This is a genomic window from Syntrophaceae bacterium (assembly GCA_013177795.1).
In the GTDB taxonomy this organism is placed as follows: Bacteria; Desulfobacterota; Syntrophia; order Syntrophales; family UBA2192; genus UBA2192.
In genome coordinates, this window is sequence record JABLXY010000001.1 from 507,355 (window position 1) to 533,415 (window position 26,061).

Consider the following 26,061-nt stretch of genomic DNA (forward strand, 5'->3'; position numbering starts at 1 on the left):
GCGACGGACGCAGTGTAGCACACAAACGGTCTGATCGGCCAGCCGGAGTGCGGGGCTCCCCCTGTCTTTGCTTTTTCCCCCGGCATTTTTTATAGTAGGCCCATCGCCCCCGTTCACGCCGGGGACGAAATCCGACGAAAGGACCGGGAAAAGATGATCGTGGGCGTTCCGAGGGAGATCAAGGATCAGGAGTCCCGGGTGTCCATGACCCCCGGGGGGGTCCGGCAGCTGGTCGAGGCGGGACACCGGGTCCTCGTCGAGACCGAGGCGGGCGCAGCGAGCGGCTTCAGCGACGCCGCGTACCGGGCCGCCGGTGCCGAGATCGTGCCCGACGCGGCCGAAGCATGGGGCGCGGGTCTCGTCGTGAAGGTCAAGGAGCCGCTGCCGCCGGAATACGGGTTTCTCCGGCCCGGCCTCACCCTCTTCACCTACCTGCACCTGGCCGCGGAGCGGGAACTGACCCTCGAGCTGATGCGCAGGGGCGTCACGGGGATCGCCTATGAGACGGTCGAGCTGGAAGACGGCCGGCTCCCCCTGCTCCAGCCCATGAGCGAGGTCGCCGGGCGCCTCGCCGTCCAGAAAGGGGCCTTCTACCTGGAGAAGGTCAACGGGGGTTCCGGAAAGCTGATCGGCGGCGTTGCCGGCGTCGAGCCCGCCCGGGTGACGATCATCGGGGCAGGTGTCGTCGGGGCCAGCGCCGCACGCATCGCACTGGGGATGTGCGCCGAGGTGACCGTGCTGGACCGGGACATCGATAGGCTGCGCCACCTCGAGGACGTTCTCCACAGGCGGCTGATCACCCGGAGCGCCGACCCCCTGGCCGTCGAGGAGTCCGTGGCGCGTGCGGACCTGCTGATCGGTGCCGTGCTCGTCAAGGGGGCCCGGACGCCGCGCGTCGTCACCCGCGAGATGGTGGGCCGCATGGCCCGGGGAAGCGTCGTGATCGACGTCTCCGTCGACCAGGGAGGCTGTGTCGAGACGATCCGGCCGACGAAGCACTCAGACCCTGTGTACTTCGTCGATGGCATCCTGCACTACGGGGTCACCAACATGCCGGGCGCCGTTCCCCGGACGAGCACGATCGCCCTCTCGAACGCGACCCTGCCCTACGTCGTCCGGCTGGCCGCCGACGGCGTGCCCGGCGCCTTCGCAAAGAGCCCGGAGCTGAAGAAGGGGCTCAACACCTGGCGCGGCGCCGTCACCTATCCCGCCGTGGCCGAGGCCTTCGGCCTCGAGGTCCCGCCGGGGGACCCGCTGCGCTGAGTCCCGTCGAGAGGCCGCAGGCCGGGCTGCCGGCCCCTTCAGTGCAGCGTGCCCGCCTCGACCTCGTCGAGGCGCCGCCACTCGATCCATCCGCTCAGCCCCAGGGCCTCGGCCCAGAGTTGGATCAGCGCCACGTCGCCCTCGTGGTCGTCCCGCTCAAGCCGGTCCGCCAGGTCCGCAAGCTCCCCGCCGCGCAAGACGTAGGGGCTCCGGTCGTAGGGCCCCGTGAGGCGAAGCCCCGTCACGGGCTCCATGAGTTTGAAGAAAGCGACGTTCATGACCTGCGAGACCTCGTAGACCTTGCGGGGCGTCATCCGCCGGATGTCCCGCGCCAGCACGGCCGCGGCCTTGGCCTGCTGCTCCGCGATGGCGCGTCGCTGGATATCCCGGAGGCCCGGGTACTCGCAGTGGATCCAGCGCTCGATGGCGATGTCCGGGGGCATTCTCGTGAGCTGGAAGACGACGCTCTCGTACCACAGGGGCAAATACCCCCCGAGAGCCCCGAGTCCGTGGATGAGGGAGAGCCGCTGGATGTCCTCCCGGATCTCCTCCCGGTAGCGCGACTCGGTCCTCTCGTTGGCCACGGCGACGAGCCGCCTGTCGGGCGGCGCCCCGAAGAGGCGGATGAGGTGCCCGCACTCGTTGGCGATCACGTGGTTGACGAGCGGGTCGTCATCGCCGCGCCAGAACAGCACGTGGGCGGACGAGCCGGCCCCGGCCATCCGGATGCGGGCAAGGGACCGGAGATCGGGCTTCCGGACGACGTGCACATCCCTGCCGGATACCTCCTGCAGGACGTCGAGGATGTCGCGGACCGGATCGAGAAGCCCCTGGATCATGATCTGGTCATACCGCGGAAATTGCCGGGAATCAACCGCACGCTGCATTCCGATAAAAAAAGGACCGGGGCCCTTTCTCCCCGGTCCTTGCTCGTCCCGATGTATGCAGCCTGAGGCCGTTTGCCTCCTGGCGCGTCACATCACGTCCTTCGAGCTCAGGTCGACGGCCCGGTCGATTTCCGCCTTGAGCTCGGGCGGCAGACCCGGCATGTCCACGCTGAGGAAGCCCCGCACGATGGTGGAGGTCGCCTCCTCCTCCGAGAGCCCGCGGGACATGAGGTACAGGATCTCCTCCTGGGCGATCTTGCCGACGGCCGCCTCGTGGGACATCTCGACGCCGTCCGCCTTGCCCTGCAGCTCGGGGATGGCGTGGATGATCCCGCCGTTGAGGATCAGGCCCTTGCACTCGAGGTGGGCCTTGATGCCGGGCACCTCGCCGATCAGGTCGCCGCGGTTGACGATCGTGCCCCCGTTGGTGATGGCCCGCGCGATGATCTCGGCCCGGGTCTCCTCGGCCTTCAGCAGGATCCGGCCGCCCACATCCATCTCGGAGCCGGGCGTCCCCACGAGGATGCTGTAGAAGCGGGCCACGGCTCCCTTGCCCACGAGGTGGGTCGTGGGGTACATCTGCAGGCTCTTCACGGGCTTCATGCAGATGTAGTTGTTGAGGAAGAGCCCGCCCTCCTCGACGATGCCCACGGAGCGGGGCCGCACCATGACCTCCTCGGCCCAGTGATGGATCATGGTGAAGCTGAGCTTCGCGTTCTTCCTGACGAAGAACTCCGAGATCCCCACGTGCAGTCCCCGCTTGAGGCGGGGCGACGTGGCGCAGCCCGTGATGACGTGCAGCTCCGAGCCCTCCTCGGCGATGATGAGGTTGTGCACGTACTGGCTGATGTTGTCCTTGTCGAGGTACAGGCAGGCCTGCACGGGCCAGACGGCCTTTGCGCCGGGCAGGGCCCGGATGACGTAGCCGTCGTGGAGGCTGAGCTCCGCCGCGGCCGTGTACTTGTCGGCATCGACGGACACAAGCTTCCAGTAGTGCTCCCGTGCCCACGCATGCTTCTTCAGGGCCTCCTTGATGGGAATGACCTCGAGGCCCTCCTGCTTCGCGTGGGCGTGCACGACGGCCGTGTCCATCTGGATGTAGGTGCCCGCACGGCCGCTCTCGCTCGTGTCGATGCCGGCCTGGATCAGCCGGCTCTGGTCGACGACGGGGAGCGTCTTGAGGTCCTTCACGTATGCATGGGCAACCGGCTCCGCCGTGAAAGACGACAGGTCCACGTCGGGTCCGATGGCGGCCTTCTTGTCTTTGGCCTCCCGGGCCTTTTCCTTCAGATCTGGCATTTCACACACTCCTCGTACCCCATCTGCTTGATGCAGTGGAAGATGTCCACCGGGTTGTTGGAGCAGGACAGCACGCCGTTGAAGAGCACCTGCCCCTTGTCCGCGGTCACGTAATCCAGGATGAATCCCGTGTGGGTGATGATGAGGCCCATCTTCGTGCGTTCCTTTTTCCTCTGGAGCTGGGATTTGCCGGGCTCCGGGTGGATGTCCCTCTGGAGCAGCATGCTGATGGTGGTCCCGATCAGCGAGATGTTCTCGAGGTCGACGCCCGACTCGGGCTCGTCGAACAGCAGCAGGTCGGGCTGTTGGGCCATGAGCTGCACCAGCTCGGAGCGCTTGATCTCGCCCCCCGAGAACCCGGCGTTGATGTCCCTCTCGAGGAAGTCCTGGAAGTTCATCTTCGCCGCCATTTTCTCCACATCGACGTCGCGTCCGCCGGCACAGATCTGGATCATCTGCCTCGTCTTGAGCCCGTTGACCGTGGGGGGGCGCTGGTAGGACATTCCGATGCCGAGCCGGGCGCGCTCGTTGATGGGCAGGTTCGTGATGTCCACCCCCTTGAAGGTGATCTTTCCCGCCGTCACCCGGTACTGGGGGTAGCCCATGATCGTCATGAGAAGCGACGTCTTCCCCGACCCGTTCGGACCGAAAAGGATGTGTGTCTCGCCGGGCTTGATCTCGAGGTCGATGTGACGGAGCACCTCCCGATCGCCCAGTTTCACCTGGAGATCCTCGATGAGAAGCATCTCTCCTGTCTCCTTTCTCGCTGTTGTCGCCTGTTGCGGTATCCGAAGACGATTACTATCGGAAGAACGGGACAGCCTGTCAAGGGATTTCCTTTTCCTTCCCCCCGGCAGCGCAGGCGCGGCGCCGTGCGCCGGCCGGCCCCGGCTGAAAAAAAAGTTGACTTTTCCACGGCAACTCGTCCATAAACAGCGTCGCGTTGTTTCCGCGTGCTCGACGGTGACCGTCACGGCGTCAATCGGCAACCCGCAAAAGGAGGGGACATGAAAGCCGCCGTCAACGAGGATCTCTGCATCGGATGCGAAAGCTGCGTCGATATCTGCCCCGACGTCTTTGAAATGCAGGATGAAATCGCCGTCTGCCGCTTCGACGAGGACATCCCCGCCGAGTTCGAGGATGCCTGCCGCGAGGCCGCCGAATCCTGTCCCGTCGAGGCCATCGACATCGAGGACTGAAGACCAGCCTGAAGGCTCAAGCATAATGGAAAAAGGCTCTCCCCGGCCTTGAGCCCTTCGCCTTTTGCCTTTCGCCTTGCGCCCTTCAGTACGTGAACACCCCGTTGTCGTAGACGATCACCCTCTTTCCCGTGACCAAGTGCGCCGTCACGGTCTTGGGCTCCGTGTTGACGAGGTCCCAGTGGAGGGCCGAGTCGTTGAAGCCCAGCTTCCGCTTCATCGCAGCCGTAAGCGCCGCCGCGTCCCCGGCGTAGGTGTCGGCGTAGGACGAACCGAAGGCGATGTGGCAGTTGCCGTATTTGCCCCCGAAGTTCTCGTCATAGAGCGTGTTGGCCATGAACCGGTCGATCCGGGAGAAGCGGCGGTCCGTCAGCGAGAACTCCCCGATCCGGCTCGCCCCCTTGTCCATGGCGATCTGTCTTCGGGCGAAGGCCTCCCCCTCGTCGGCCCGGACGACGGACCCGATCCCCTTGCGGAATTCGAGAACGACGCCGGAGACGTAATTGCCGCTCCGGAATGACGGCATGTTGGCGACGTACCGCCCCTCGGTCCCGCGCCAGTCCGGCGACAGGAAGACCTCGAAGCTCGGGACGTTGTGCCCCGAAATGCCCACCCACCTGCGGTCGCGGCCGGGCGAGACCCTCAAATCCACGCTGCTCCCCTCGACGTGGTAGAAGGCGACCCGCATCGCGTTGAGCCATTTCTTGATCTCGCCCACCTCGCGGTAGATGGCTTCCCACTTCGCCACCGGGTCGGCGCTGTCGAGGTAGCAGGCCTTGACGATCTGCCGCTCGTAGAGCGCCTCCGTGAGTTTCGCCTGCCGCGCCAGCTCGGCGGTCGGCAGCATGCACAGGGTCCAGCCGAAACTCCCCTCGCTGTCCCTGCGGTCCAGGATATCCTTCAACGCCTTGCGCGCGACGGTGGCAGCGGCGATTTTCTTGGGGTCCACGTCCCTCAGGTGGGTGAGAGACACCGGGGCGTAGAGGTAGATGCTGCCGTGGAGATGTTCGCAGAGTTCACGGTCGCCGGGGGCAAGGAAGGTGATCTGCCGCGAGTCCGAAAGGCTGTAGAAATTCTTCTCCATCACCGGTGTCAGCCCCGCCCGCAGCACGGGGTGGAGCCCCCTTTCGATCAACCGCGCCTGGAGGATCTCCGCCAGGCGTACGGCGGGGAAGTCGAAGACCACCCTCACGATCTCGCCCTTCCGGTATTTCCTCTTCCTGGCCGTGTTCAGGCCCCAGAGGAGAACCTCGGCATACCGCTGCAGCAGGGTTTCCGACAGCATTCCCTTACTCCTTTCTTTTCTTTCGTCACTCCCTGTTGATCATGGTCATCCCATGCAATCGATTACGCCATCATGGACGAGAAAATTGCGAAGTTCCCGATTCCAGCGATGACTCACGTCATCGCGGTGAGCCGAAGCCCCGAGCGCAGCGCGGGGGGCAGCGTGGCGATCCCGCCATGTCCATGAGATTGCCGCGCACCCTGCGGGGGCTCGCAATGACCCGTTCCAGCGGTGTTTCAGTTTCTCATCACGGGTTTCGGGAAGTTCAGACGTTTAAACACCTTGTGCAGCCGGCAGCACGCTGCATGCGTCCCCTTTATCCGAACTTCTCCGCTTCAGATCTTCCCGGCTCCCTGTCCCGGTCAGAAGTCCCTCGGCTTGCAGATCACCTCCCGGACCTTCAGGTCGAAGAAGCGGGCGCTGTTGGCAGGCCGGAGGACAAGGGCCGTGTCGACCCCCTCGTACGTCCCGCCCAGCGCGATCACGTCCTCACCGGTCCGGACGAGCCCTGCATCGGCCGCCATGAGAGCGACCTCGACAGCCACCTTCGTGCCCTGCCCGAACGTCCGCAGGGTGTAGGCCATGATCTCGTCGACCTGGTAGGTGCCCAGCTTGTTCCGGACCGCCCTCCCGACCCCCCCGAAGGCGTGCTGCCCGGTGAAAACGGCGATCCCCGCCTTCTCGAGCCGCCCTCGGGCCGCAGCCGTCATGTCCTGGCGGTCGGGCTTCTCGAAGCCCGCCACGTGGGTGACGGCGATGACCCGGACCCCGCCGCCGAAGGCCTTTCTTGCTGCGAGCGCCGTCCTGCCGCTCACGCTCGGGACGATCACGCTTGCGATTCCCAGTTCATCGGCCCGGGCGGCTGCCGCCTCGAGAACATCCGCCGTGTTTCCCTTCCCCGGTTTCAGGAAATATCGACACTCCCTCCGCTCGAATCGTCCGGCCGCAGCCATGGTCCATCTCCTTTCTGTCCCGGGCGGTCATCGCGAGGCACAGTCTTCGCAAAGCCCGAAGAGGTCCAGATGCGCCCGCGTCACCCTGAATTTCTCGCGCTTCGCAAAGGCCTCCAGGTCCCGGATGAACGTTCCCTGCACCTCGCGCACCGTCCCGCACCGCGTGCAGATGAAATGGGCATGGGCCCCCGTCTCGGCATCGTGCACCTCGAAATGGGAGTGCCCCTCGCCGAAGCTCCGGCCCAGGATCACGTTCCGCTCGCGGAAGTAGGCCAGGGCCCGGTACACCGTCGCCAGGCTGATCCGCGGGTCCCGGCGGCGTGCACGTTCCAGGAGCTCGTAGGCATCCAGGTGGCCGTGCTCCCGGAGGATCTCCAGGATGATTTCCCGGCGCGGCGTCATCCGCAGGGATTTCCATGCTCGCTCCATTCTTCTTTCCCCCTCAGCTTCGCCCGTCCCGCCACCGGAAGCGCCGCCTCCAGCCCCGGGCTTCGCGTTTCTTCCGGTGGACGGGCCTCACGAAGATCTCCCGGGCGATGGCATCGTCGAAGGCCACGGTGCTCTCGTCGATCTTCACGATGTACGACGGCCGCCGCTGCACGAGTTCCAGGGGCCGGCCCGTCATGACGCCCAGCGAGGTCAGGTAGGACAGCCGGGCGTTGTCCCGCGTTCCGATATAGGCCACGGTCGCCGTCTCGCCGGTGTCGAGTTCCGTCAGCGGCACCACCAGCGGCCTCAGCATCGTCTCCCCGGCCACGCAGCAGTCGCCGGGAGGGATGGGTCTGCCGTGCGGGCAGCTCCGCGGGTGTCCCAGCAGGATGCAGACCGAATCCGCGGCATCATTGCCCAGCATGTGCTCGAAGCGGCAGGCCGACCGCTCCATCTCCTCGCTGTTGAGGTTGAGCACATCGTGCAGGAGCCGCTCCGCGAGGCGATGGCTGCGGATGACGTCCCGCGCCTTGAGAAACCCCTCCTCGGTCAGGACGAGATCCCTGTCGCTGTGCAGGGCCAGCCCCTCTGAAACGAGCCGTTCGCGCTGCTCATCCGAGATGCCCGCGGCCGTGACGCGCGCACCCGCCGCGGGCGTCTCGTTTCGCTGCTCCAAGGCTGTCCAGACCTCTTCGAGGATCTCTTCCAGATCCTCACCCGTGCAGGGTTTGCAGGATTCTTCCATGTCTCACCCCTCAGAACGTCACGTGCAGCAGCCGCAGCACGGAGTTCAGGACGCCGCCCGCGACAATGGCGTAGATGAACACGAAGAGGATGATGCCCGAACCGGTCAGGAATCCCCTCTCCTTGATGATCACGAAGGTGTTGGCGACGCAGGGCACGAAGAGCGTCATGACCATGGTGGCCACAAAGGCCTGCAGGTTGTCCATGAGGCCCCGCCCGTAGATGTCGAAGAAGTAGGCCGCCACGTACTCCCTCCGCAGAAAGCCGAGGATGAAGCCCTCGGTCGTCTCCGCCGGGAGGCTGAGAAGCCCGACGACGACGGGGTCCAGAAGGCGCTTCAGCGCCTCCAGCGCTCCCACCCGGTCGGCGACGAAGAGCAGTGCCGTCCCCAGGAGGAACCAGGGGATCACCTCCCGCACGAACCAGTAGGAACGGTAGACCGTCTTGCCCAGCACATCGCCCGGCGCAGGGAGCCTGTAGGGGGGAAGCTCCGCGACGAAGGCCGTTGTCTGACCGGGCAGCAGCCTCGAGGCGAGCCACCCGGCTGCCATGAGCTGGACAGACAGCAGCACGACGAACAGGACGAGGGCGAAAAACCCGATCCGGGCGAACATCCCGAGGATCAGCCCCATCTGCGGCGCGCAGGGGATCCCGAGGGCGAGGATCAGTGTCGCGATGATCCGCTCCCGCCGTGTCTCGAGGATCCGGGTCACGACGGCCGCCATGGTCCCGCACCCGAACCCCAGGACGATCGGGATGACCGCCTTGCCGTTGAGGCCGATCAGGGAAAAGAGCCGGTTGATCATCACCTCGAGGCGCGGGAGGTAACCCGTGTCCTCGAGGATGGAGAACACGAGGTAGAAGGCCGTCACCGTCGGGAACACGATGGCAAGCGAGTAGGTGATGCCCATGGTGATCTGTCCGTAGGGCCCCACCAGAAAGTCCCGCACGGCGGCGTAGGGGACGTGGGAGATCGCTCCCACAACGGGCGGCAGCAGCCATTCGCCGAATACAACGTTCTGGAAGAAATCCACGACGGTCCCGGCCGCAAACACACCCACGAACTCGTATATCCCGTAGAGAATCCCGAGCAGCAGCAGAGCGCCGCCGACCGGGTGGGTTGTAAAGCGGTCGAGGCGGTCGGCGAACCTCGTCCGGAACCCCCTGCCCCGGCGAAGCGTCACGCACTCGCGGATCAGCCGCTCCACGATTGCCATCCGGGTCTCCAGGATGACCCTCGACAGAGGCTCGAGAACACGGGACTGCGTCTGCACGATGAGGTTCTTGATCGCCCGGCTCTCACCGGCCTGATCCCCCAGCAGCGCGTCCACGAGCGACGGGTCCCCCGAAAGCAGGGTCAGCGCGACGGCCCTCCGGGAAACGGGATAGTGCGGCAGGAGGCCCGCGATACCCGTCACGGCCTCCTCCACGCGGGCATCGTAGATGATCCGCAGCGGGGACTTCGCGGGTCTGCGCAGGGCGTCCAGCAACTCCTCCCTGCCCTTTCCCCGGATCGCGACGGTCTGCACCACGGGGATTCCGAGACCCTTGGAGAGCCGGGCCGCATCGATGACGTAGCCCTTCTTTTCCGCCTCGTCGGCGAGATTGAGGGCGAGGACGAGAGGCACATCCGCCTCGATCAGGGCCATCGTGAGCAGCAGCGTCCGCCGAAGGTTCTGCGCATCGCCGACCTGGAGGACCGCCTCGAGCCCCTCCGAGAGGAGGGTCTTGAGGGTGACGCGTTCCTCGTCGCTGTGCGGCACGACGCCGGCGATCCCGGGCGTGTCCACCACGTAATAGTCCAGGTCCGCGGCCTTTCCCGACCTGACCTCCACCGTGGTGCCCGGGTAATTGGACACGACGACGTATTCCCCGGTGAGCAGGGAGAAGATCTTGCTCTTGCCGACATTCGGGTTGCCGACCAGAACGAGCCGCCGCTCCGAGGGGATGTCACCCGGCGACAAAGATTTCGTTCGAACCGTGCTTGCTGCCGACTGTTCCATGTGCGAATGATTCTCATTCGCACCATAATGGTATTCTTGGAAAAAAGCAAGGAATTCTGTCGGGTATGGCGGGATGGCCGGGACCGGGCCCCTCAGAGACGCTTGAGAAGGTTTTCGAGATTCCTGCACTGGATGCAGAGAATGTTGCCCTGACGGTCGAGCAGGACGAGCATCGGGACGCCCCGGACCTGGTAGAGCTGGGCCACCTTCCCGTCCGGGTCCGTCAGGACCGTGAACGGCAGGGCGTGCCGGGCAGCAAACTCTCCGACCTTATTCTCGCTGTCGTTGACGAAGATGTTGAGCACCTCCAGGTTTACAGCCCTTCCCCGGGCGTGAATGTCCCTGATCCGGGGGATCTCCTCTATGCAGTAGCGGCACCACGTCGCGCCGAAGACGAGCAGGACCGGGCGGCCCCTCAAGTCCGCAAGCCGGATTTCCTTGCCCTGGAGGTCCCTGAGACGGAAATCGGGCGCCGGGGCATCGACGGCGATCGGCGGCGGCGGGATCTTCGGCGCATCTGCGCCGGGCGAGCAGGCCGCCACAGCCAGGCAGGCGATCATCATAAACAAGCGCTTCGTATGCATCGGGTTCAGGCCTCTCGATCAGACGCTCACGGCACTGTACAGAAAATACGCCCCGGCGGCAAGCATCACGATGCCGGATCCTTTTTGCACGGCAACCATCCACGCGCCCGACCTGGGTAGGCTGATCAGGATTCCCGCAAACGTGCCCACCAGCAGAAGCAGGGTCCCCACGCCGAGCGAAAAGACGAAGAGCAGCGCCCCCCCGAACAGGACGCTCTGCCCCGCAGCCACGACGCCGAGGATGCCGATCAGGACCGGGGCGGCGCATGGGCCGAGGAGGAACCCCGAGGTCAGACCGATGACGAAGCTCCGGGTGATCCCCTTGCGGCCCGCTCCGGCCGGGCTCCGGGGCGCGAAGCGTTCCAGGGAGAGGGGAACGACCCCCAGCATGGCAAGGCCCATGAGCAGGAAGAGGATGCCGATTGCGCCAAGCATCAGGGGGCTCGACTGGGCCGCGCCGAAGATCTTTCCCGTCATCGCCGCCGCCATCCCGAGCGCCGTGTACGTCACCGCGAGGCCGAGAACGAAGCTCAGCGAAAGGGCAAACCCCCGCCGCCACGACACCCGCCCGTGGGCACCGATCACGGCGGCCGTGACCGGGACGACGGGATAGACACACGGCGTAAAGCTGACGAGTACGCCGGCCAGGTACGCCGCCGCATACGCCAGCACGGCAGACTGGCCGAGATAGTGTTCGAAATCGCCCGTGATCGCCTCGATCATGATCCCCCCGCTTTGCGCCTGACCACCCATAACCCAATTCGACGGCCCGCGCAAGCGCGGGACGAAGGCGCCGCGGAAAACTGTTTGCAAACGAGTTGCATCTATCGTATAGTCGACACGCCATGGAACACTGCGACATCCGCACCACGCTCGATCGTGCCGGCCTCTCGAAGACGCCCCAGCGCATGGCCGTCCTGAGGGCCCTGGTGCACGCGGACACCCCGCTGAGCGCGAAGGACATCCTGGACCGGCTCGGCGGCGGAAGCCGGATCAACAAGGTCACGGTCTACCGGACCCTGTCCTCACTGAAGGCCGAACGCATCATCCGGGAAATCGCGACGGACCACGGCGTCAGCTTCTACGAGATGGCCTGCCTGCATAACCCGGCGCACCCCCATTTCTACTGTCGCGCCTGCCGGAGCCTTGCCTGCCTGCCCGCCGTGGAAGCCCACCGCAAGTGGCTCCAGGGGCTGAGACCGTCCGACGCGGTCGTCGAGAGCGTCGCCGTTCATGTCACGGGGCTGTGCCGCAAGTGCCTAAGAACCGTTCGGAGAGGGGATCCATGAAGGCCGTCCTGATCGTGCTCGCAGCCCTGGCTGCCTTCGCCCTGCCCGGCTCGCCCTCGCAGGTACTGGCCGAGAACGCGCGCCTCACCGTCTTTGTCAGCATCCTTCCCCAGGCTTATTTTCTCGAGCGGATCGGAGGGGACCGGGTTCACGTCGAGGTTCTCGTCGGCAAGGGGCAGTCGCCTCACGCCTACGAGCCCTCACCGCAGCAGATGGCCCGGCTGCACGAGGCGAGAGCCTGGTTTCTGATCGGAATCCCTTTTGAGCGGCACCTCGTCCAGAAACTGCGTCCCGACGGTTCCGGCCCGGTCCTGGTCGAGACGCAGAAAGGCGTCCCCCGCAGGGCCCTCGAGAGGCACGATCACGACGCGCACCGGCACGAGGGGACAGGCGGGCACGAGGAACACGGTGCCGGGGCGCCGGATCCCCACATCTGGATGTCCCCGAGACTCGTGAAAATCCAGGCCCGGAACATCTTCGAGGCCCTCGCCCGCATCGACGCAGCGTCCCGGGAGCATTACGCGAGGAACCTGCAGTCCTTCCTGAGGGACCTGGACCGCGTGGATGCCGACATCGCCCGTTCGCTTGCACCGGTCAGGGGGCGGAAGATGTATGTGTTTCACCCCGCCTTCGGTTACTTCGCCGACGCCTACGGGCTGATCCAGGTCCCCGTGGAGATCGAGGGCAAGGAGCCGGGAGCGCGGCAGCTCGCACGACTGATCGACCGGGCGAAACGGGACCGGGTGCGGGTGATCTTCGTGCAGCCGCAGTTTTCCCGCAAGTCGGCCGAGGCGGTGGCGAAGGCGATCGGGGGCGCCGTGGTGCCGGTCAATCCCCTCGCGAAGGAATACCTTGCCAATCTCGAATCCGTGGCCTCCGCCGTCGGGCAGGGCCTCCGGTGATGCATGATGTCCCCGAAAGACGTTGTCACCCTCAGCCATGTCTCCTTCTCCTATGACGGTGTCCCGGTCCTGGACGACGTGAGTTTCACGATCCCCGAGCGCTCCTTCATCTCTATCGTCGGCCCCAACGGCGGCGGGAAGACCACCCTGCTGAAGCTGATGCTCGGACTTCTCAAACCGACGCGGGGAAGCATCGAGGTCCTCGGGACGAGTCCCGTCCGGGCCCGCACCCGCGTCGGCTACATGCCCCAGCATGCCCAGCTCGACCCGCAGTTTCCCGTCAGCGTTCTCGACGTCGTCCTCATGGGCCGGATGGGCAAGGGAGCGGGGTGGGGACCCTACAGCAGGCAGGACCGGGCCGTCGCGCTCGATTCGTTGCGGAAACTCGAGATGGAGGATCTCTCGGATCGGCCGTTCACGGCCCTCTCCGGCGGGCAGCGCCAGCGGGTGCTCATCGCCCGGGCCCTCGCCTGCGAGCCGGAGATGCTGCTCCTGGATGAACCGACGGCGAATGTCGATCTGGCGGTTGAAACGGAGCTTTTCGAATTGCTCCACGACATGAGCAAGGCGATTGCCGTGGTCGTGGTCAGCCACGACCTGGGATTCGTCTCGCATTATGTCCAGAGCGTGGTATGCGTCAACCGCAGGGTCATGGTGCACCCGACCGCGGACGTGACGGGCGAGGTGATCCGCGACCTCTACCTGTCCGACGTCTGCATGGTCAGGCATCATCACCGGGAGGGCTGAGGGGGAGAGGAAGGCCATGGCCGAATTCCTGACGGACCTGACACGCTACCCGTTCCTCCAGCACGCCCTGCTCGCCGGGGTGCTTGCCGGCGTCGCCTGCGGGGTCATCGGAAGCTACGTCGTCACGAAGAAGATCAGCACCATCGCGGGAAGCATCTCGCACACCGTGCTGGGGGGCCTGGGGGCCGCCCGCTATTTCCAGGTGGTTCACGGCTGGGATTGGTTCCACCCGCTCTACGGCGCCGTCCTGGCCGCCCTGCTCTCCGCGGTGGCGATCGGGGTGGTCACCCTGAAGGCACGGCAGCGAGAAGACACCGTGATCGGCGCCCTCTGGGCCATCGGCATGGCCGTCGGGATCCTCTTCATATCCCGGACGCCCGGCTACAACGAAGACCTCATGAGCTATCTCTTCGGGAGCATCCTCATGGTCTCCGACCGTGACCTCTGGCTGATCGCCGGTCTCGACCTCGCCGTCGTGACCATCGGGGCGGTCTTCTACAACCAGTTTCTCGCGATCTGCTTCGACGAGGAGTTCGCCCGCCTGAGGGGGGTCCGGGTCGAGTGGTTCTATCTCCTGCTGCTGTGCCTCACGGCCCTGACGGTCGTGCTGCTCGTCACCGTCGTGGGAATCATCATGGTCATCGCCCTGATCACCCTGCCTGCAGCCGTGGCCGGTGAGTTCACGAAGAGGCTGTGGCACATGATGGTGCTCTCGGCGGTCCTGACCGTCTTTTTCACAACCGCCGGTCTCGCGGTGAGTTACGGCCCCAACTGGCCCTCCGGGCCGACCATCATCGTCATCGCCGGGGCCGTTTACCTGCTTTCGATCGCGGTGCCGCGGCTTTTCAGCTCGAACGGTTGAGGGGGGATTCATGATCGCCGCGGACCAACCCGGCCACCTCGGCCACCGCGACAGGCTCAAGGCCCGTTTCGAGCGGGCGGGGATCGACGGCCTGCACGACTACGAGGCCTTGGAGCTGCTGCTCTTTTATGCCCTGCCGCGCAAGGATGTGAAGCCCCTGGCGAAGGAACTCCTGAAACGCTTCGGGTCCCTCCGGGGCGTACTCGACGCCGACTGCGAGGCCCTGCAGGCGATCCCCGGCATCGGCCGCCACACGGCCGTCCTGTTCGGCATCGTCCGCGAGGTCGCCTCACGATCCCTTCGGCAGCGGGCCGAGGAGCGCGAGCAGATCTCCTCGACGAAGGAGCTGATTGATTACTGCCTCGCCTCGATGGGCGGCCTGAAGGACGAGCATTTCGCCGTCATCTGCCTCGACGCGCGCAACCGCATCATCGAGGTCGAGACCGTCCAGGAGGGAATCGTGAACCAGGCCGTCGTCTACCCGCGGAAGGTCCTCGAAAAGGCCCTCGCGCACAAGGCCTCGGCCATCATCCTCGTGCACAATCACCCCTCGGGCCACGTGCGGCCCTCCGATGCGGACATCCGCCTTACCCGGGTTCTCCAGGACGCGGCCCGCGTCATGGACATCGCGCTGCACGATCATCTCATCGTGGGCGCCAACCGCTTCTTCAGCTTCCGCGAGGAAGGCATCCTGTAAGAAACAGTCTCGAGATTCGAACACGAGCGCTCGAGCGGAATTCTTCCTGCGAAATGACGGTTTTGGACCGCTCTAACGCTCGCTGCACTGCAGGCGCAAAAACTCGCCCTGCGGGCTCAGACAGTTTGCGCTGCAGACGTTCCACTTCGCGAAGAGCGGTTCTCCAAAACGCGCCATACTTCGCCATCCAGAATTCCGCCCAAGCGCAGGTGATGCATCCCAATGGCTGGTCAAAAAGTCCGGATGCAAGGCGCCCGACGTCCAGAAGAGAAGAGAGCGTGCGGTTGGTGTACGTGAACGACGAAGGACGAGGTCAACGCGTCGGATGAGCCTTTTTATCAGCCTAAATGTTGATACTCGTAAAAGGGATCGGCGTAAACGTCAGCGCAAAGCACAGCATGGCCAGGTACCCCACGGCGAGACGCCGGTTGTCGAGTTCCCCCCAGTGGTAGATGACCGGTGGGTGGCGCACGCCCAGGGCAAGCAGGATCCCGCCCCAGATGAGCCACCCCTCCCAGCCCACAATGCCCAGGACGAGCAGCATCCCCACCACCGTCCAGGCCACTTCGCGCTGGCGGGCCCCGAAGATCGCGTAGACGATGTGGCCGCCGTCGAGCTGGCCCACGGGGATGAGATTGAGGGAGGTGACGAGCAGGCCGATCCAGCCCGCAAAGGCCATGGGGTGCAGGATCACGTCCTTGTCGGGGCCGATCGTGCCGTTGACGACCCAGTTGATCGCCGTGAACAGGGCACACTCGCCCAGGTGGATGCCGGCCCCTTCGGTCTGCGCCGCCGGCACGATCTGGGAAAGGGCCAGCCCCACGAACAGTACGGGGATCGTCACGGCAAGGCCCGCCAGAGGCCCCGCCGCCCCGATGTCGATGAGGGCGTTGCGGTCCGAGACGGGCGATTTCATGGCGATGAAGGCCCCGAAGGTCCCGACGAGGGTGGGCCCCGGGATGAAGTAGGGAAGGCTGACATCCACGCCGTGCCGCCGGGACGCCGCCCAGTGGCCCAACTCGTGGCAGCCCAGGATGAGCAGCAGCGTAAAGGAAAAGGGGATCCCCTTCCAGAGCTCCGAGGGTCTCTCGATGGGGTTCACGCCGGCCTGCAGGGCACCGGCCAGCAGGGTCGTCAGGATGGTCACGGCAAACAGCCCGGCCGGGACGAGGGGATGGTTGAACCCGGGGCTCGAAAGGATTCGGCGAAGGCTGGATTTCAGGCCCATAAACAAAAAAGGGATCATCGGATCATGATCCCCTGTTTTCCTCACATTCCAATAGGTTTCGTCTCAAAGCAGCGAAGTCACTCCGCGATGCCGCTGTCCTTTTTGCTTGCGCCCCCGTCGTCGAGGTTGACCATGTCCCGAAGCTCCTTGCCAACCTTGAAAAAGGGGAGCCGTTTCGGGGAAACGGTGATGTTCATGCCCGTCTTGGGGTTGCGCCCCGTGTAGGACTGGTAGTTGCGCACGACGAAGCTCCCGAGCCCGCGGATCTCGATCCTCCCGTTATTCTTGAGTTCTTCCGTGAACCCCTTGAAAATGAGATTGACCACGTCGGTGGCCTTCTTCTCCGTCAGGTTCTCCCTTCTTGCCAGCTCCTCGATCAACCCCGACTTGTTCATGGTCCCCCCCTTAAAAAGCGGAATAAGCCCCAAGGGCTTGCCGATGCATCGTAAAAAGGGATTAATTGCGCGTTTTCATTGAATATTAGTTTCGGTCATCCCGGAATGTCAAGAACATTTTTCTCGTTTTTTTTTCGGCCGGGGCCTCAGGAGACCCTCCACGTCCCGCCTGCGCAGCCGCCGGTACTCGCCCGGCTTGAGGCTGCCCAGTTCCAGGCTGCCGATGGCGATGCGGATCAGCCGCGCCACGGGATGGCCCAAGGCCTCCATGGCCCGCCGGATGATCCGGTTTCGCCCCTCCGAAATGGTGATGCGGAGCCACTGGCTCTTCTCGTTGAACTTCTCCTCCTGGATCCCGTCGACCGTGAAAAGACCGTCCTCCAGCTCGATTCCGCTTGTGAGCGCCTGGATATCCTTCCGGGTGACCCGTCCGCGCACCTTGACCAGGTAGGTGCGCGGGATGGCATACCGTGGGTGCTGGATGCGCTCGGCGAACCGGCCGTCGTTGGTCAGCAGCAGGAGGCCCTCGGAGTCGTAATCCAGCCTCCCTACGGGGTAGACGCGCTCGGGGACATCGCGGAGCAGGTCGGTGACGATCGGCCGGCCCTCGGGGTCCTTCAGCGTCGTCACGTACCCGGCAGGCTTGTTGAGCATCAGGTAGACGCGCTCCACCTCGGTCGAGATCAGGCGCCCGTCGACGCGGATCTCGTCGCGCCCGGGGTCGGCCTTGGCCCCGAGCTGCCGCACAACGCGGTCGTTCACCTGGACCTTCCCCGCAAGGATGAGTTCCTCGGCCGCCCGTCTCGAGCAGATGCCCGCCGCGGCGATGATCTTCTGGAGACGCTCCTCCATGGGGCTACTCCTCCATCTCCGTGATCTCACGCAGCGTGGGAAGCTCGGAAAGGTCCTTCAGGTCGAAGACCTCCAGGAACCGTTTCGTCGTGCCGTACATGATGGGCTTGCCGGGGACGTTCTTGCGGCCCACGATCCGGACGAGCTTCTTCTCCAGCAGTCCCTTGAGGGAGCCGCTCACGTCGACACCCCGGATCTTCTCGATCTCCTGCCGCGTGACAGGCTGCCGGTAGGCGACGACGGAGAGGGTCTCCATAGCCGCGGGCGACAGGGCGACGGGGCGGATCCCGCGGAGCTTCCGGATCCAGGGCGAGAACTCCGCCTTGGTCCTGAACTGGTACCCCCCGGCCACCTCCATGAGGCACAGGCCCCCGCGGCGCTGCCGGTACTCCGTCTCGATGTCCTGCAGGATCTCCACGATCGCCTTTCGATCCACATCCCCCAGGACGTCTTTCAGACGGTCCACCGAGACGGGGCTGTCCGACGCGAACACCAGCGCCTCGACAACGGATCGCATGTCATCCATCGGCTGATTCCTCCACTGCGGGGAATATCCGGATCGGCCCGAAGGGATCGGACTGGAAGGCCCTGACCACGCGCATCTTCATGAGCTCCAAGATGGCCAGCAGCGTGTAGATGACGCTCTTGCGGGTGCGGCTCGCCCTGAGCAGATCGGTGAAGGAAAGGCTCTTCTCCCGTTCGAGGTCCTCGAGGATCTCGTTGATCCGGTCGGACAGCGAGATCCGCTCCGTGTCGATCTCCAGGAGGTCCTCCTTGTCCATCCGCCCGACGACCTGCTTGAAGGCCTCGATGAGCTCGAAGAGGCTCACCTCCATCATCGCCTCCTCCGGCTCGTCGGGGATCTCGTCGGCGGAAGGGACGCGCTTGAACACGTCACGGTCGAGCACCCTTCGCTGGCTCAGGCTCAGGGCCGCCTCCTTGAAGGCCTGGTACTCGAGAAGCTGCCGCACCAGCTCGGCCCGCGGGTCCTGCTGGTCCTCTTCCGTCCCGCCCTCTCCCTCCTCGACGGGCAGGAGCATCCTCGACTTGATGTGGATGAGGGTCGCCGCCAGCACCAGGTACTCTCCGGCCAGGTCGAGATTGAGGGCCTTCATCATCTCGAGATGCTCGAGATACTGTTCCGTGATGAGGGCCATGGGGATGTTGTAGATGTCGATCTCGTTCTTCCGGATCAGGTACAGCAGAAGATCAAGGGGCCCCTCAAAGATGTCGAGTTTGACCTCGTAGCTCATGGCGATCAGACCCGGACGGCGTCCCGGACCTCGTCCATTGTCGCCCGGGCCACCTGCCGGGCCCGCTCGTTCCCGTCGGCGATGATGTCGTCCACCTCCTGGAGGTGAGAGCGATAGTAGTCCTGTTTGTCATGAATCGGCTTGAGGCCGTCGGCAAGGCGCTGGGCCAGCCGCTTCTTGCACTGCACGCAGCCGATGGCCGCCTTGCGGCAGTCCCGGTCGATCTCGGCGACGTCTGCGGCCGTCGAGTAGATGTTGTGGAAGGCGAAGACGTTGCAGACCTCCGGGCGGCCGGGGTCGCTCTTTCGCTGGCGTTGCGGGTCGGTGAACATGGATTCGACCTTCTTGCGCAGCTCCTCCCCGCGGTCGCTCAGATAGATCGCGTTGTCGTAGGACTTGCTCATCTTCCGGCCGTCGATGCCCAGGAGCTTCGGCACCTCCGTCAGGAGCGGTTCGGGGATCGGGAAGATCTCCCGGTAGAGGAAGTTGAAGCGGCGGGCGATCTCGCGTGTCAGCTCGACGTGCGGCAGCTGGTCGACGCCCACCGGCACGCCGTAGGCCTTGTACATGATGATGTCCGCCGCCTGGAGGACCGGGTATCCCAGGAAGCCGAAGGTGGAGAGGTCCCGGTCGACGAGCTCCTGTTTCATCTCCTTGTAGGTGGGGTTGCGCTCGAGCCACGGCAGCGGGGTGATCATGCACAGCAGGACGAAGAGCTCCGCGTGCTCCTTGACGGCGGACTGGACAAAGAGGGTGCTCTCTCTCGGGTCGAGTCCGGCGGCAAGCCAGTCGACGACGATGTCGATCCGGTTCTGGCGGATCTCCTCGGTCCGGTTGTAGTCCGACGTCAGGGCGTGCCAGTCGGCGATGAAGTAGAAGCAGTCGTAGCCGCCGTCGTTCTGCAGGTCCACCCAGTTCTTCAGGGCGCCGAGGTAGTTGCCGAGGTGCAGCCTGCCCGTCGGCCGGATCCCGCTGAGGATTCTTCGTTTCGTTGCCATGTCCCTTCTTCCACGCATCGGAAATCGCCCGGGGATGGACCCGGGCGCCCCGGTCGTATAACAGAAATGCCTGCCCCTGTCAACGGCAAGCAAGGCCAAGTTCAAGAAAAAACACAAGGTTTTTCCTCAGCGCCGGGCCGCTGCGAGAATCTGTCGGATCCTCGACAGCGGCCTGTCGAGGGAGCGGCGCTCCTGCCGCAGGCTCTCGAGGGCATCGAGGACGCCGAGCTGCGCCAGCCGCTGCAGCACCCTCGCACAATCGGCCTCCTGGAGGATCAGCCTCAGCTCGGCTGCGATCCGGTACTCTTCCAGGACCGCGAGGAGGCCCAGCGACAGGGCCTCGCCGATCCGTGCCTCGTCGGCCGCTACGACCCGGAAGCCCAGCCTGACCTCGAACCGGACGGCCCGGAAGATCCTCGTCGGGTCGTCGATGAAGCTCCGCCCGTGCAGGACGCGGATGTTGCCCTCGCCGATGTCGCGCAGCCCGCCGAACTCGTCGAGCAGGCGGCCGAACCCCGCCGGTGCGAGAGACGCGGCCATCGCGTTGATCGTGAAATCACGGCGTGCAAGGTCATCCCGGATCGTTCCCGGCGTCACGCGGGGAAGCGCCGCGGGCGCGTCGTAGATCTCCGTGCGGGCCGTGGCGACATCCACCTTGACGCCGTTGGGCATGGTGATCGTGGCCGTCCCGAACCGCTCATAGCATTTCACCCGCGCGCGCAGGCGGCCTGCGAGCCTCCTGGCGAACCGGATCCCCTCCCCCTCGACGACGATGTCCAGGTCGACATTGTCACGCCCCAGGAGCAGGTCCCGCACCGTGCCCCCCACGGCGTAGGCGCCGAACCCCATGTCTTCGGCAAGGCTCCCCGCCCCGTGGAGGATGTCCCTCAGCGCAGGTGCCATCCGGGCTTCAATCGTCTCCGCAAGACTCTGCATGCCGCGATGTCCGTCCGCCCCTCCCGGGGCGTCAAAAAAAGACCTCCCGTCGCCCGACGGCGGAGGTCCTTGGATCGTTTCGGGCCGCCCCTCAGACGTTGACGACGTCCGTCAGCCCCTTGCCGGCCTTGAACCGGACGACTTTGCGCGCCGGGATCTGCACGACGCCGCCCGTTTTGGGGTTCCTCCCCGTTCTGGCCCTGCGCTGCACGCAGTTGAAGGTCCCGAAGCCGGTGAGGCTGAGCCTGCCCGTCTTTCTGAGCTCTTCACCCACGGCATTGAGGTACGCCTCCAGGGCCCTTCCGGCTGCCGCTTTCGAGACCATCGCCTCCTTTGCCATCCGCTCGATCATCTCCTGCTTGGTCATCACGAACCCCCTTTTCTGCGCGATGAGTCCAACCGACGCCATGAACCGCGGCTCATGGCCTCTCCCTGTCCTGCCGGGTGCTGCAACGACGGATGCGGTTTCCGGAATACGCGGTGTTTGGGTTAGGCTTGTTCGAAGCGGGTCTGCTCCGGGGTCTGACGCGGGAAAGCAATTTGTCTCTAGCACAAATGTGAGAAGGCAGGCAAGAGAATTTCCCGGCCCGGCGGCTCAAGGGGCCTTCGACTTTCCTTCGTCTTTCAGGACGAGGAAGTACAGCTCCCCTTCCTCCTTGAGATGGCCCGCCGCGATCTCCGCCTCGGGGCCCCTGCCGAAGAACAGGTCCACCCGGCCCGCCCCCGTGATGGCGCCCCCCGTGTCCTGGTTGAGGACGAAGCGCGAGAACGGGACCCAGGACTGGATCTCGCCGCCCGGTCCGATCACGGGCTTCCGGCTCTTCACGAAGGCCAGCGCACCTCTCGGGAACAGCGCCGCGTCCGTTGCCACGGAGCGGCCGCCGGTGAGCGTGACCCCGATGCTGCCCACCGGGCCTTCCTCGACGATCCGGAAGAACACGTAGCTCTCGTTGTGGTTCAGGATCTCCCGGATCTCCTCGGGCCTCTCCCGGAGATACCGCTTGATGCCCTGCATGGAGAGCTCCTCCCTCGTAATCCGGCCCGAATCGATCAGCAGCTTCCCGATGCTCCGGTAGGCCCTCCCGTTGGACTGGGCGTAGCTCACCTGGAAGCTCGATCCGTCGGGCAGCCGGACCATCCCCGATCCCTGGACGTGGAGGAAGAAGAGGTCCACGGGGTCCGCAAACCAAGCGATCTCGAGACCCCGGTTCTCGAGCGCCCCGGCCCCGTCGATCTCCTCGCGGCTCCAGTAGGGCACGAGTTCCCCCTTCTCGAGCCTACCGACCAGCCGCTCGTTCTTGTACCGTTCGCGGAATCTCCCCAGGTGCACGACGACCGCGTCGTCGGGCTTGCGGTAGATGGGGTAGCGGTACCGCTCCGTCCTGACGAGTGAGCCTTCCAGGACCGGCTCGTAGTAGCCGGTGAACAGGACCCTGCCGGCCGGTCCGCTGCCCGCCGCCCTGTAGACGTCGAATGTCTCCCGCACGCGCCTGTCGACGTCGGCCGGGGATGCGCCGCTCTCGACGATCGCCAGGAACGCCTCGAGGGATGTCTTCATGTCGCGCGCGGTGACGCGCCTGTCCCCCATCCGGTAGGTCGTGCGCTCCGGGACGCGGGCGTAGTACTCGAGGCTCTTCCGGACGGCCCGCGCCAGGGATGCCCGGTCCAGATCGTCCTCGAACCGCGGCAGATCGCTCGCCGCGACGGCTGCAAGAGGCGGGACCTCCTTGGGCGGGATTGCCGGGGGCGGCGCGACGGCGGGGGGCTGGCGGAAGAGCGCGCAGCCGCCGATCAGCATCGCGATAAGCAAAATGAAAATAATTTTCCGCATGATGATTATCGGACCCTCAAGACATCATAAAAACGTCCGGATCAGAAAAAGAAGGCAAGCAGTCTCGAAGCCGTCTTTCCCCGCAGGCTGATCAAAAAGGTTTAGATGCAAGGCGCCCGACATTCCGAGGAGCCGAGGCGTACTTGGGTCGTACGTTGAGCGACGAGGAAGGAGGGCAACGCCGCAGATGAGCCTTTTTCATCAGCCTCGACTACAGCTCGATGATCATCGCATACTCGTCGCAGAAGTCAGGGTACTTCCAGCACTTGAAGCAGTCCGACCAGATCTTCTCGGGCAGCTCCGTGCGCTGGACCTCGTGAAACCCCATCCGCGCGAAGAATTCCTTCTGGTAGGTGAGCGCGAAGATCCGGTAGATCTCCAGCGTGATCGCCTCGGAGATGCAGGCCTCCACCAGTTTCTTGCCGATCCCCCTCTTGCGGTACTCGTCGACGACGTAGAGTGAACGGATCTCCGCAAGGTTCTCCCAGAACAGGTGCATGGCGACGACCCCCACGATCGGCCCGTCCTCCTCGTCCATGTACACGTAGAAGTCGCGCAGGCTGTTGTAGAGGTCGACGAGCGAGCGGGGCAGCATCTCGCCCTTGGCCGCCGAGAGGTTGATGATCCGGTGGATCAACTTGACGTCGCTGGTCTTCGCTTTCCTGAGCATCGTTTCGTCCCCGGCCCTGTTCTATTTTTTCGCCGCCCTCAGCATTTCCCTCGCCGCGGCGCGGGTCTTGTCCGTGATCTCCACGCCCCCAAGCATCCGCGTGATCTCCTCGAGGCGCTCGTCCTCGGAGAGCTGCCGGACATCCGTCTTCGTCCTCCCGTCTGTCACCCGTTTCGTGACCCGGTAGTGCGTCCGGCCGAAGGACGCGATCTGCGGCAGGTGCGTGATGCAGATGACCTGGTGGTGCCGCGAGATATCGCGGAGCTTGCGCCCGACGATTTCCGCCGTGGCTCCGCCGATCCCGCTGTCCACCTCGTCGAAGATCACGGTTCCGACGGAGCCGACCCCCGACAGGACCTTCTTCATGGCCAGCACGATCCGCGACAGCTCGCCCCCGGAGGCCACCCGGTTGAGAGGCTTGAGCGGCTCGCCCACGTTGGCCGAGAGCTGGAACTCGGGCTGGTCGATCCCCTTCGGGCCCAGCGTTGCAAGGCCCTCCTCGTCCGGCACCGGCTCCTGGAACAGGACGGAAAAGCGGGCCTTCTCCATCTTCAGCGCGTGCAGTTCCTCCTCGATGGCCTTTTCCAGGGATGCGGCCACGCGCCGCCTCTCCCCGGACAGTTTCCCGGCCAGGTCCCTGAGCAGGGCCCTGCGCTTCGCCAGTTCGGCATCCAGCGCCTCGATGTCCTCGGCGGCACTGGAGAGCGCCTGCAGCTCCGTCTTCAGGGCCTGCCCTGTCTTCAGCACGCTCTCGATGGAGCCGCCGTGTTTCTTCTTCAGCCTTCCGATCAGCTCGAGCCGGTCGTCGATCTCGTCGAGGCGCGCGGGATCGGAGGGGATCCTGCCCAGGTAGTCGCGCAGCGCCCGTGCCGCGTCCTCAAGCTGGATGGCCAGGGATTTCAACTCGTCGTCGGCAACCGCAAAACCCGGGTCGATGCGCCGGATGTCCCGGATATGGCCCGTCACTCGGGCAAGCACCGCGAGCACCGAGTCCTCCCGGCCGTAGAGCGCCTCCCATGAATCGCGGGCCAGCTCCGCGAGCTTCGCGGCGTTGGCCAGGATTTTCTTCTCCTCCTGCAGCGAGGCATCCTCCCCGGGCTTGAGCGCCGCCCGCTCGATCTCGCCGATCTGGAAGCGGAGGAACTCCTCCCGCTCGGCGCGGTTTCGGTTCTTTGCCGCGAGGTCGTCCCGCTTCGCCTGGAGTTTCCGGTACTCCTCGTACAGGGCGGAAAACCGGCCCCGTTCGGCCCCGAGGTTGCCGTACTCGTCGAGGATGTCGATGTGGCTCTCCGGGTTGAGCAGGACCTGGTGCTCGTGCTGGCTGCAGATGTTGACGAGCGCCTCGCTGATCTCGCCGAGCATGGCCACGGTGGCGAGATTGCCGTCGACGTAGACCCGGTTCTTCCCCGAGCGGGACACCACCCGCTTGACGACGATCTCCCTGCCGGGGTGAAACCCCATCCCCTGGAGCTTCGCCCGGAGATCCCGGTTCGCCCCGATGTCGAAGACCGCCTCGACGACGGCGGCGTCCTCCTCGGAGCGGATCAGGTCCGTCGAGGCCCGGTCCCCGAGCAGCAGGCCGATGGCGCCGACGAGGATCGACTTGCCCGCCCCCGTCTCTCCCGAGACGACGTTGAGGCCCTCGTGGAAGGCGAGGTTGAGCCGGTCGATGATGGCGAAATTGGTGATGCCCAGTTCCTTCAGCATGTCAGGTCCGGTTCGTCGATGAGGGGGAGCCGCCCCAGCCGAGTTTCGACCGCAGGATCTGGAGGTAGTCCCTTCGGGGCGACACAACCAGGTTCGTCACGAAGTCCGACTTCCGCACGGTGATGGCATCGCCGGTCTTGAGGTTATAGGTCACCTGTCCGTCGCAGCTCAGGATGGCCCCCGCCTCGCGGGTCCAGAGCATGATCTTCAGCACCGCCGTGTCAGGCAGGATCACGGGCCGGTTGGTCAGCGTGTGGGGGCAGATGGGGTTGAGGATGATCGTGTTCAGAACGGGCAGCACGATGGGCCCCCCGGCCGAGAGCGAGTAGGCCGTGGACCCCGTCGGGGTCGAGACGATGAGCCCGTCCGCCCTGTAGCTCGTGAGGTACTGGCCGTCGACGTGCGTCTCCAGGTCCACCATCCGCGAATAGTTGCCGCGGTTGATGACCGCGTCGTTCAGCACGGTACACTCGAAGCTCTCACCCTGCTCGTCGTGGACCGCGACGTCGAGCATCATGCGGCTCTCCGTCCGGAATTCCCCCGCCAGCACCGCCTCGAGGGCGTCGAACATCTCGTTGAGATTGATGACGGTGAGGTACCCGAAGGTTCCCATATTGACGCCGAGGATCGGGACGCTCGATTTCCGCATCAGCCGTGCCGCCTGAAGGAGCGTGCCGTCTCCCCCCATCGTGACGACGAGGTCGGCCCGGCTGCCCAGCTCGCCGCCGTGGTAGCCCCGCACGCCGAGCCGGGCGGCCGCCTCCCTTTCCAGGAGGATCTCGAGACCTTTGCCCCGGGCCCAGTCCGAGAGCCTCGCGATGCTCTCCAGCACGTGGTCCTTGTTCGCGTTGCCGACAACCCCGATCGCCCTGATGCCCATCCCGCAGAACCCCTCAAAATTTCGGCTGATACGTAACACAATTCGAGTCCACTGTCCATCATGGAGCTGGCTGGTCGCACGGGCCCGGGACGCGCGGGACGCGCCTCCGGCCGGAGGCTTGCCGCAGAGAAAGAGCATTGACAAGGCCGCCTCTCATGCGCTACCGTG

General features: G+C 65.1%; 29 protein-coding genes. 7 read left to right on the forward strand and 22 right to left on the reverse strand.

Translation table 11 applies throughout. From position 1 onward, the window contains the following. Window positions 1–153 precede the first annotated feature (153 nt). Window positions 154–1,263, forward strand: a complete 1,110-nt coding sequence (ald, locus tag HPY67_02320) for an alanine dehydrogenase (protein ID NPV03547.1) — start codon at window positions 154–156, stop codon at window positions 1,261–1,263. Between the two features lie 38 nt (window positions 1,264–1,301). Here ald and HPY67_02325 read toward each other — a convergent pair whose 3' ends face one another. The 3 genes from HPY67_02325 to HPY67_02335 form a co-directional block, all read right to left on the reverse strand. Continuing rightward, window positions 1,302–2,102, reverse strand: coding sequence for a hypothetical protein (locus tag HPY67_02325; GenBank protein NPV03548.1), 801 nt, complete (start codon window positions 2,100–2,102; stop codon window positions 1,302–1,304). Between the two features lie 135 nt (window positions 2,103–2,237). Beyond that, window positions 2,238–3,449, reverse strand: coding sequence for a SufD family Fe-S cluster assembly protein (locus HPY67_02330; protein ID NPV03549.1), 1,212 nt, complete (start codon window positions 3,447–3,449; stop codon window positions 2,238–2,240). Next, the gene (locus HPY67_02335; GenBank protein ID NPV03550.1) at window positions 3,437–4,195 is read right to left on the reverse strand and encodes an ABC transporter ATP-binding protein; all 759 of its coding nucleotides are present in this window, start codon (window positions 4,193–4,195) and stop codon (window positions 3,437–3,439) included. The genes HPY67_02330 and HPY67_02335 overlap by 13 nt, the downstream gene beginning before the upstream one ends. Window positions 4,196–4,456: 261 nt before the next feature. Between HPY67_02335 and HPY67_02340 the strand changes: the two genes are divergently transcribed. Then, window positions 4,457–4,648, forward strand: coding sequence for a ferredoxin (locus HPY67_02340; protein NPV03551.1), 192 nt, complete (start codon window positions 4,457–4,459; stop codon window positions 4,646–4,648). A gap of 85 nt (window positions 4,649–4,733) precedes the next feature. Here the strand turns inward: HPY67_02340 and HPY67_02345 are convergent, their stop codons facing one another. The 7 genes from HPY67_02345 to HPY67_02375 all read right to left on the reverse strand — a co-directional run bounded on the left by HPY67_02345 (window position 4,734) and on the right by HPY67_02375 (window position 11,369). Next, a complete protein-coding gene (locus tag HPY67_02345; GenBank protein NPV03552.1) occupies window positions 4,734–5,933 on the reverse strand; it encodes an aminopeptidase in 1,200 nt (399 codons plus the stop codon). 362 nt (window positions 5,934–6,295) lie between these two features. Further along, complete coding sequence (locus HPY67_02350; protein ID NPV03553.1) at window positions 6,296–6,886, reverse strand: hypothetical protein; 591 nt, start codon at window positions 6,884–6,886, stop codon at window positions 6,296–6,298. 27 nt (window positions 6,887–6,913) lie between these two features. Beyond that, window positions 6,914–7,315: a transcriptional repressor gene (locus HPY67_02355; protein NPV03554.1), complete on the reverse strand. Its 402-nt coding sequence runs from the start codon at window positions 7,313–7,315 to the stop codon at window positions 6,914–6,916. A gap of 13 nt (window positions 7,316–7,328) precedes the next feature. Continuing rightward, a complete protein-coding gene (locus HPY67_02360; GenBank protein NPV03555.1) occupies window positions 7,329–8,060 on the reverse strand; it encodes a metal-dependent transcriptional regulator in 732 nt (243 codons plus the stop codon). Window positions 8,061–8,070: 10 nt separating this feature from the next. Beyond that, window positions 8,071–10,062, reverse strand: coding sequence for a ferrous iron transport protein B (gene feoB, locus HPY67_02365; GenBank protein ID NPV03556.1), 1,992 nt, complete (start codon window positions 10,060–10,062; stop codon window positions 8,071–8,073). 92 nt (window positions 10,063–10,154) lie between these two features. Next, complete coding sequence (locus HPY67_02370) at window positions 10,155–10,625, reverse strand: TlpA family protein disulfide reductase (protein NPV03557.1); 471 nt, start codon at window positions 10,623–10,625, stop codon at window positions 10,155–10,157. A gap of 39 nt (window positions 10,626–10,664) precedes the next feature. Then, window positions 10,665–11,369 (reverse strand): hypothetical protein, encoded by a 705-nt coding sequence (locus tag HPY67_02375; GenBank protein ID NPV03558.1) that lies wholly within the window; start codon window positions 11,367–11,369, stop codon window positions 10,665–10,667. Window positions 11,370–11,491: 122 nt separating this feature from the next. On the opposite strand from HPY67_02375, the gene HPY67_02380 reads away from it, so the two are divergent. The 5 genes from HPY67_02380 to radC are packed head-to-tail and all read left to right on the forward strand — an operon-like array spanning window position 11,492 to window position 15,143. Further along, window positions 11,492–11,935: a transcriptional repressor gene (locus HPY67_02380; GenBank protein ID NPV03559.1), complete on the forward strand. Its 444-nt coding sequence runs from the start codon at window positions 11,492–11,494 to the stop codon at window positions 11,933–11,935. Then, window positions 11,932–12,837, forward strand: coding sequence for a zinc ABC transporter solute-binding protein (locus HPY67_02385; GenBank protein ID NPV03560.1), 906 nt, complete (start codon window positions 11,932–11,934; stop codon window positions 12,835–12,837). Before HPY67_02380 ends, HPY67_02385 begins: the two co-directional genes overlap by 4 nt. Before the next feature lie 3 nt (window positions 12,838–12,840). Further along, window positions 12,841–13,584 (forward strand): ABC transporter ATP-binding protein, encoded by a 744-nt coding sequence (locus tag HPY67_02390; protein ID NPV03561.1) that lies wholly within the window; start codon window positions 12,841–12,843, stop codon window positions 13,582–13,584. Between the two features lie 16 nt (window positions 13,585–13,600). Continuing rightward, the gene (locus tag HPY67_02395) at window positions 13,601–14,446 is read left to right on the forward strand and encodes a metal ABC transporter permease (GenBank protein ID NPV03562.1); all 846 of its coding nucleotides are present in this window, start codon (window positions 13,601–13,603) and stop codon (window positions 14,444–14,446) included. Between the two features lie 10 nt (window positions 14,447–14,456). Further along, the gene (radC, locus tag HPY67_02400; GenBank protein ID NPV03563.1) at window positions 14,457–15,143 is read left to right on the forward strand and encodes a DNA repair protein RadC; all 687 of its coding nucleotides are present in this window, start codon (window positions 14,457–14,459) and stop codon (window positions 15,141–15,143) included. Window positions 15,144–15,486: 343 nt separating this feature from the next. Here the strand turns inward: radC and HPY67_02405 are convergent, their stop codons facing one another. From HPY67_02405 to HPY67_02460, 12 genes are all read right to left on the reverse strand, one after another. Next, on the reverse strand, window positions 15,487–16,389 hold the full coding sequence (locus HPY67_02405; GenBank protein ID NPV03564.1) for a site-2 protease family protein: 903 nt from the start codon (window positions 16,387–16,389) through the stop codon (window positions 15,487–15,489). 59 nt (window positions 16,390–16,448) lie between these two features. Beyond that, the gene (locus HPY67_02410) at window positions 16,449–16,766 is read right to left on the reverse strand and encodes an integration host factor subunit beta (protein ID NPV03565.1); all 318 of its coding nucleotides are present in this window, start codon (window positions 16,764–16,766) and stop codon (window positions 16,449–16,451) included. Window positions 16,767–16,874: 108 nt separating this feature from the next. Further along, window positions 16,875–17,618 (reverse strand): rRNA pseudouridine synthase, encoded by a 744-nt coding sequence (locus HPY67_02415; protein ID NPV03566.1) that lies wholly within the window; start codon window positions 17,616–17,618, stop codon window positions 16,875–16,877. A gap of 4 nt (window positions 17,619–17,622) precedes the next feature. Further along, window positions 17,623–18,144, reverse strand: coding sequence for an SMC-Scp complex subunit ScpB (gene scpB / locus HPY67_02420; protein ID NPV03567.1), 522 nt, complete (start codon window positions 18,142–18,144; stop codon window positions 17,623–17,625). Further along, window positions 18,137–18,871, reverse strand: coding sequence for a segregation/condensation protein A (locus HPY67_02425; protein ID NPV03568.1), 735 nt, complete (start codon window positions 18,869–18,871; stop codon window positions 18,137–18,139). Before HPY67_02425 ends, scpB begins: the two co-directional genes overlap by 8 nt. 5 nt (window positions 18,872–18,876) lie before the next feature. After that, window positions 18,877–19,869, reverse strand: a complete 993-nt coding sequence (gene trpS / locus HPY67_02430) for a tryptophan--tRNA ligase (protein NPV03569.1) — start codon at window positions 19,867–19,869, stop codon at window positions 18,877–18,879. Window positions 19,870–19,995: 126 nt separating this feature from the next. Further along, entirely contained in the window at window positions 19,996–20,772 is a 777-nt protein-coding gene (locus HPY67_02435) for a CCA tRNA nucleotidyltransferase (GenBank protein ID NPV03570.1), read from the reverse strand. A 124-nt stretch (window positions 20,773–20,896) separates the two neighbouring features. Beyond that, complete coding sequence (locus tag HPY67_02440) at window positions 20,897–21,172, reverse strand: HU family DNA-binding protein (protein NPV03571.1); 276 nt, start codon at window positions 21,170–21,172, stop codon at window positions 20,897–20,899. Between the two features lie 228 nt (window positions 21,173–21,400). Next, window positions 21,401–22,603 (reverse strand): transglycosylase, encoded by a 1,203-nt coding sequence (locus HPY67_02445; GenBank protein ID NPV03572.1) that lies wholly within the window; start codon window positions 22,601–22,603, stop codon window positions 21,401–21,403. A gap of 244 nt (window positions 22,604–22,847) precedes the next feature. Beyond that, complete coding sequence (locus HPY67_02450; protein NPV03573.1) at window positions 22,848–23,306, reverse strand: N-acetyltransferase; 459 nt, start codon at window positions 23,304–23,306, stop codon at window positions 22,848–22,850. Window positions 23,307–23,327: 21 nt separating this feature from the next. After that, window positions 23,328–25,013, reverse strand: a complete 1,686-nt coding sequence (gene recN / locus HPY67_02455; protein ID NPV03574.1) for a DNA repair protein RecN — start codon at window positions 25,011–25,013, stop codon at window positions 23,328–23,330. Between the two features lies 1 nt (window position 25,014). After that, entirely contained in the window at window positions 25,015–25,893 is an 879-nt protein-coding gene (locus HPY67_02460) for an NAD(+) kinase (protein NPV03575.1), read from the reverse strand. Between the last annotated feature and the right edge of the window lie 168 nt (window positions 25,894–26,061).

What these genes read in the sequence shown, in the direction of transcription:
- ald (NPV03547.1), top strand. Translation starts at nt 154, where the DNA reads ATGATCGTGGGCGTTCCGAGGGAGATCAAGGATCAGGAGTCCCGGGTG.
- HPY67_02325 (NPV03548.1), bottom strand. Translation starts at nt 2,102, where the DNA reads ATGATCCAGGGGCTTCTCGATCCGGTCCGCGACATCCTCGACGTCCTG.
- HPY67_02330 (NPV03549.1), bottom strand. Translation starts at nt 3,449, where the DNA reads ATGCCAGATCTGAAGGAAAAGGCCCGGGAGGCCAAAGACAAGAAGGCC.
- HPY67_02335 (NPV03550.1), bottom strand. Translation starts at nt 4,195, where the DNA reads ATGCTTCTCATCGAGGATCTCCAGGTGAAACTGGGCGATCGGGAGGTG.
- HPY67_02340 (NPV03551.1), top strand. Translation starts at nt 4,457, where the DNA reads ATGAAAGCCGCCGTCAACGAGGATCTCTGCATCGGATGCGAAAGCTGC.
- HPY67_02345 (NPV03552.1), bottom strand. Translation starts at nt 5,933, where the DNA reads ATGCTGTCGGAAACCCTGCTGCAGCGGTATGCCGAGGTTCTCCTCTGG.
- HPY67_02350 (NPV03553.1), bottom strand. Translation starts at nt 6,886, where the DNA reads ATGGCTGCGGCCGGACGATTCGAGCGGAGGGAGTGTCGATATTTCCTG.
- HPY67_02355 (NPV03554.1), bottom strand. Translation starts at nt 7,315, where the DNA reads ATGGAGCGAGCATGGAAATCCCTGCGGATGACGCCGCGCCGGGAAATC.
- HPY67_02360 (NPV03555.1), bottom strand. Translation starts at nt 8,060, where the DNA reads ATGGAAGAATCCTGCAAACCCTGCACGGGTGAGGATCTGGAAGAGATC.
- feoB (NPV03556.1), bottom strand. Translation starts at nt 10,062, where the DNA reads ATGGAACAGTCGGCAGCAAGCACGGTTCGAACGAAATCTTTGTCGCCG.
- HPY67_02370 (NPV03557.1), bottom strand. Translation starts at nt 10,625, where the DNA reads ATGATGATCGCCTGCCTGGCTGTGGCGGCCTGCTCGCCCGGCGCAGAT.
- HPY67_02375 (NPV03558.1), bottom strand. Translation starts at nt 11,369, where the DNA reads ATGATCGAGGCGATCACGGGCGATTTCGAACACTATCTCGGCCAGTCT.
- HPY67_02380 (NPV03559.1), top strand. Translation starts at nt 11,492, where the DNA reads ATGGAACACTGCGACATCCGCACCACGCTCGATCGTGCCGGCCTCTCG.
- HPY67_02385 (NPV03560.1), top strand. Translation starts at nt 11,932, where the DNA reads ATGAAGGCCGTCCTGATCGTGCTCGCAGCCCTGGCTGCCTTCGCCCTG.
- HPY67_02390 (NPV03561.1), top strand. Translation starts at nt 12,841, where the DNA reads ATGATGTCCCCGAAAGACGTTGTCACCCTCAGCCATGTCTCCTTCTCC.
- HPY67_02395 (NPV03562.1), top strand. Translation starts at nt 13,601, where the DNA reads ATGGCCGAATTCCTGACGGACCTGACACGCTACCCGTTCCTCCAGCAC.
- radC (NPV03563.1), top strand. Translation starts at nt 14,457, where the DNA reads ATGATCGCCGCGGACCAACCCGGCCACCTCGGCCACCGCGACAGGCTC.
- HPY67_02405 (NPV03564.1), bottom strand. Translation starts at nt 16,389, where the DNA reads ATGATCCCTTTTTTGTTTATGGGCCTGAAATCCAGCCTTCGCCGAATC.
- HPY67_02410 (NPV03565.1), bottom strand. Translation starts at nt 16,766, where the DNA reads ATGAACAAGTCGGGGTTGATCGAGGAGCTGGCAAGAAGGGAGAACCTG.
- HPY67_02415 (NPV03566.1), bottom strand. Translation starts at nt 17,618, where the DNA reads ATGGAGGAGCGTCTCCAGAAGATCATCGCCGCGGCGGGCATCTGCTCG.
- scpB (NPV03567.1), bottom strand. Translation starts at nt 18,144, where the DNA reads ATGGATGACATGCGATCCGTTGTCGAGGCGCTGGTGTTCGCGTCGGAC.
- HPY67_02425 (NPV03568.1), bottom strand. Translation starts at nt 18,871, where the DNA reads ATGAGCTACGAGGTCAAACTCGACATCTTTGAGGGGCCCCTTGATCTT.
- trpS (NPV03569.1), bottom strand. Translation starts at nt 19,869, where the DNA reads ATGGCAACGAAACGAAGAATCCTCAGCGGGATCCGGCCGACGGGCAGG.
- HPY67_02435 (NPV03570.1), bottom strand. Translation starts at nt 20,772, where the DNA reads ATGGCACCTGCGCTGAGGGACATCCTCCACGGGGCGGGGAGCCTTGCC.
- HPY67_02440 (NPV03571.1), bottom strand. Translation starts at nt 21,172, where the DNA reads ATGACCAAGCAGGAGATGATCGAGCGGATGGCAAAGGAGGCGATGGTC.
- HPY67_02445 (NPV03572.1), bottom strand. Translation starts at nt 22,603, where the DNA reads ATGCTGATCGGCGGCTGCGCGCTCTTCCGCCAGCCCCCCGCCGTCGCG.
- HPY67_02450 (NPV03573.1), bottom strand. Translation starts at nt 23,306, where the DNA reads ATGCTCAGGAAAGCGAAGACCAGCGACGTCAAGTTGATCCACCGGATC.
- recN (NPV03574.1), bottom strand. Translation starts at nt 25,013, where the DNA reads ATGCTGAAGGAACTGGGCATCACCAATTTCGCCATCATCGACCGGCTC.
- HPY67_02460 (NPV03575.1), bottom strand. Translation starts at nt 25,893, where the DNA reads ATGGGCATCAGGGCGATCGGGGTTGTCGGCAACGCGAACAAGGACCAC.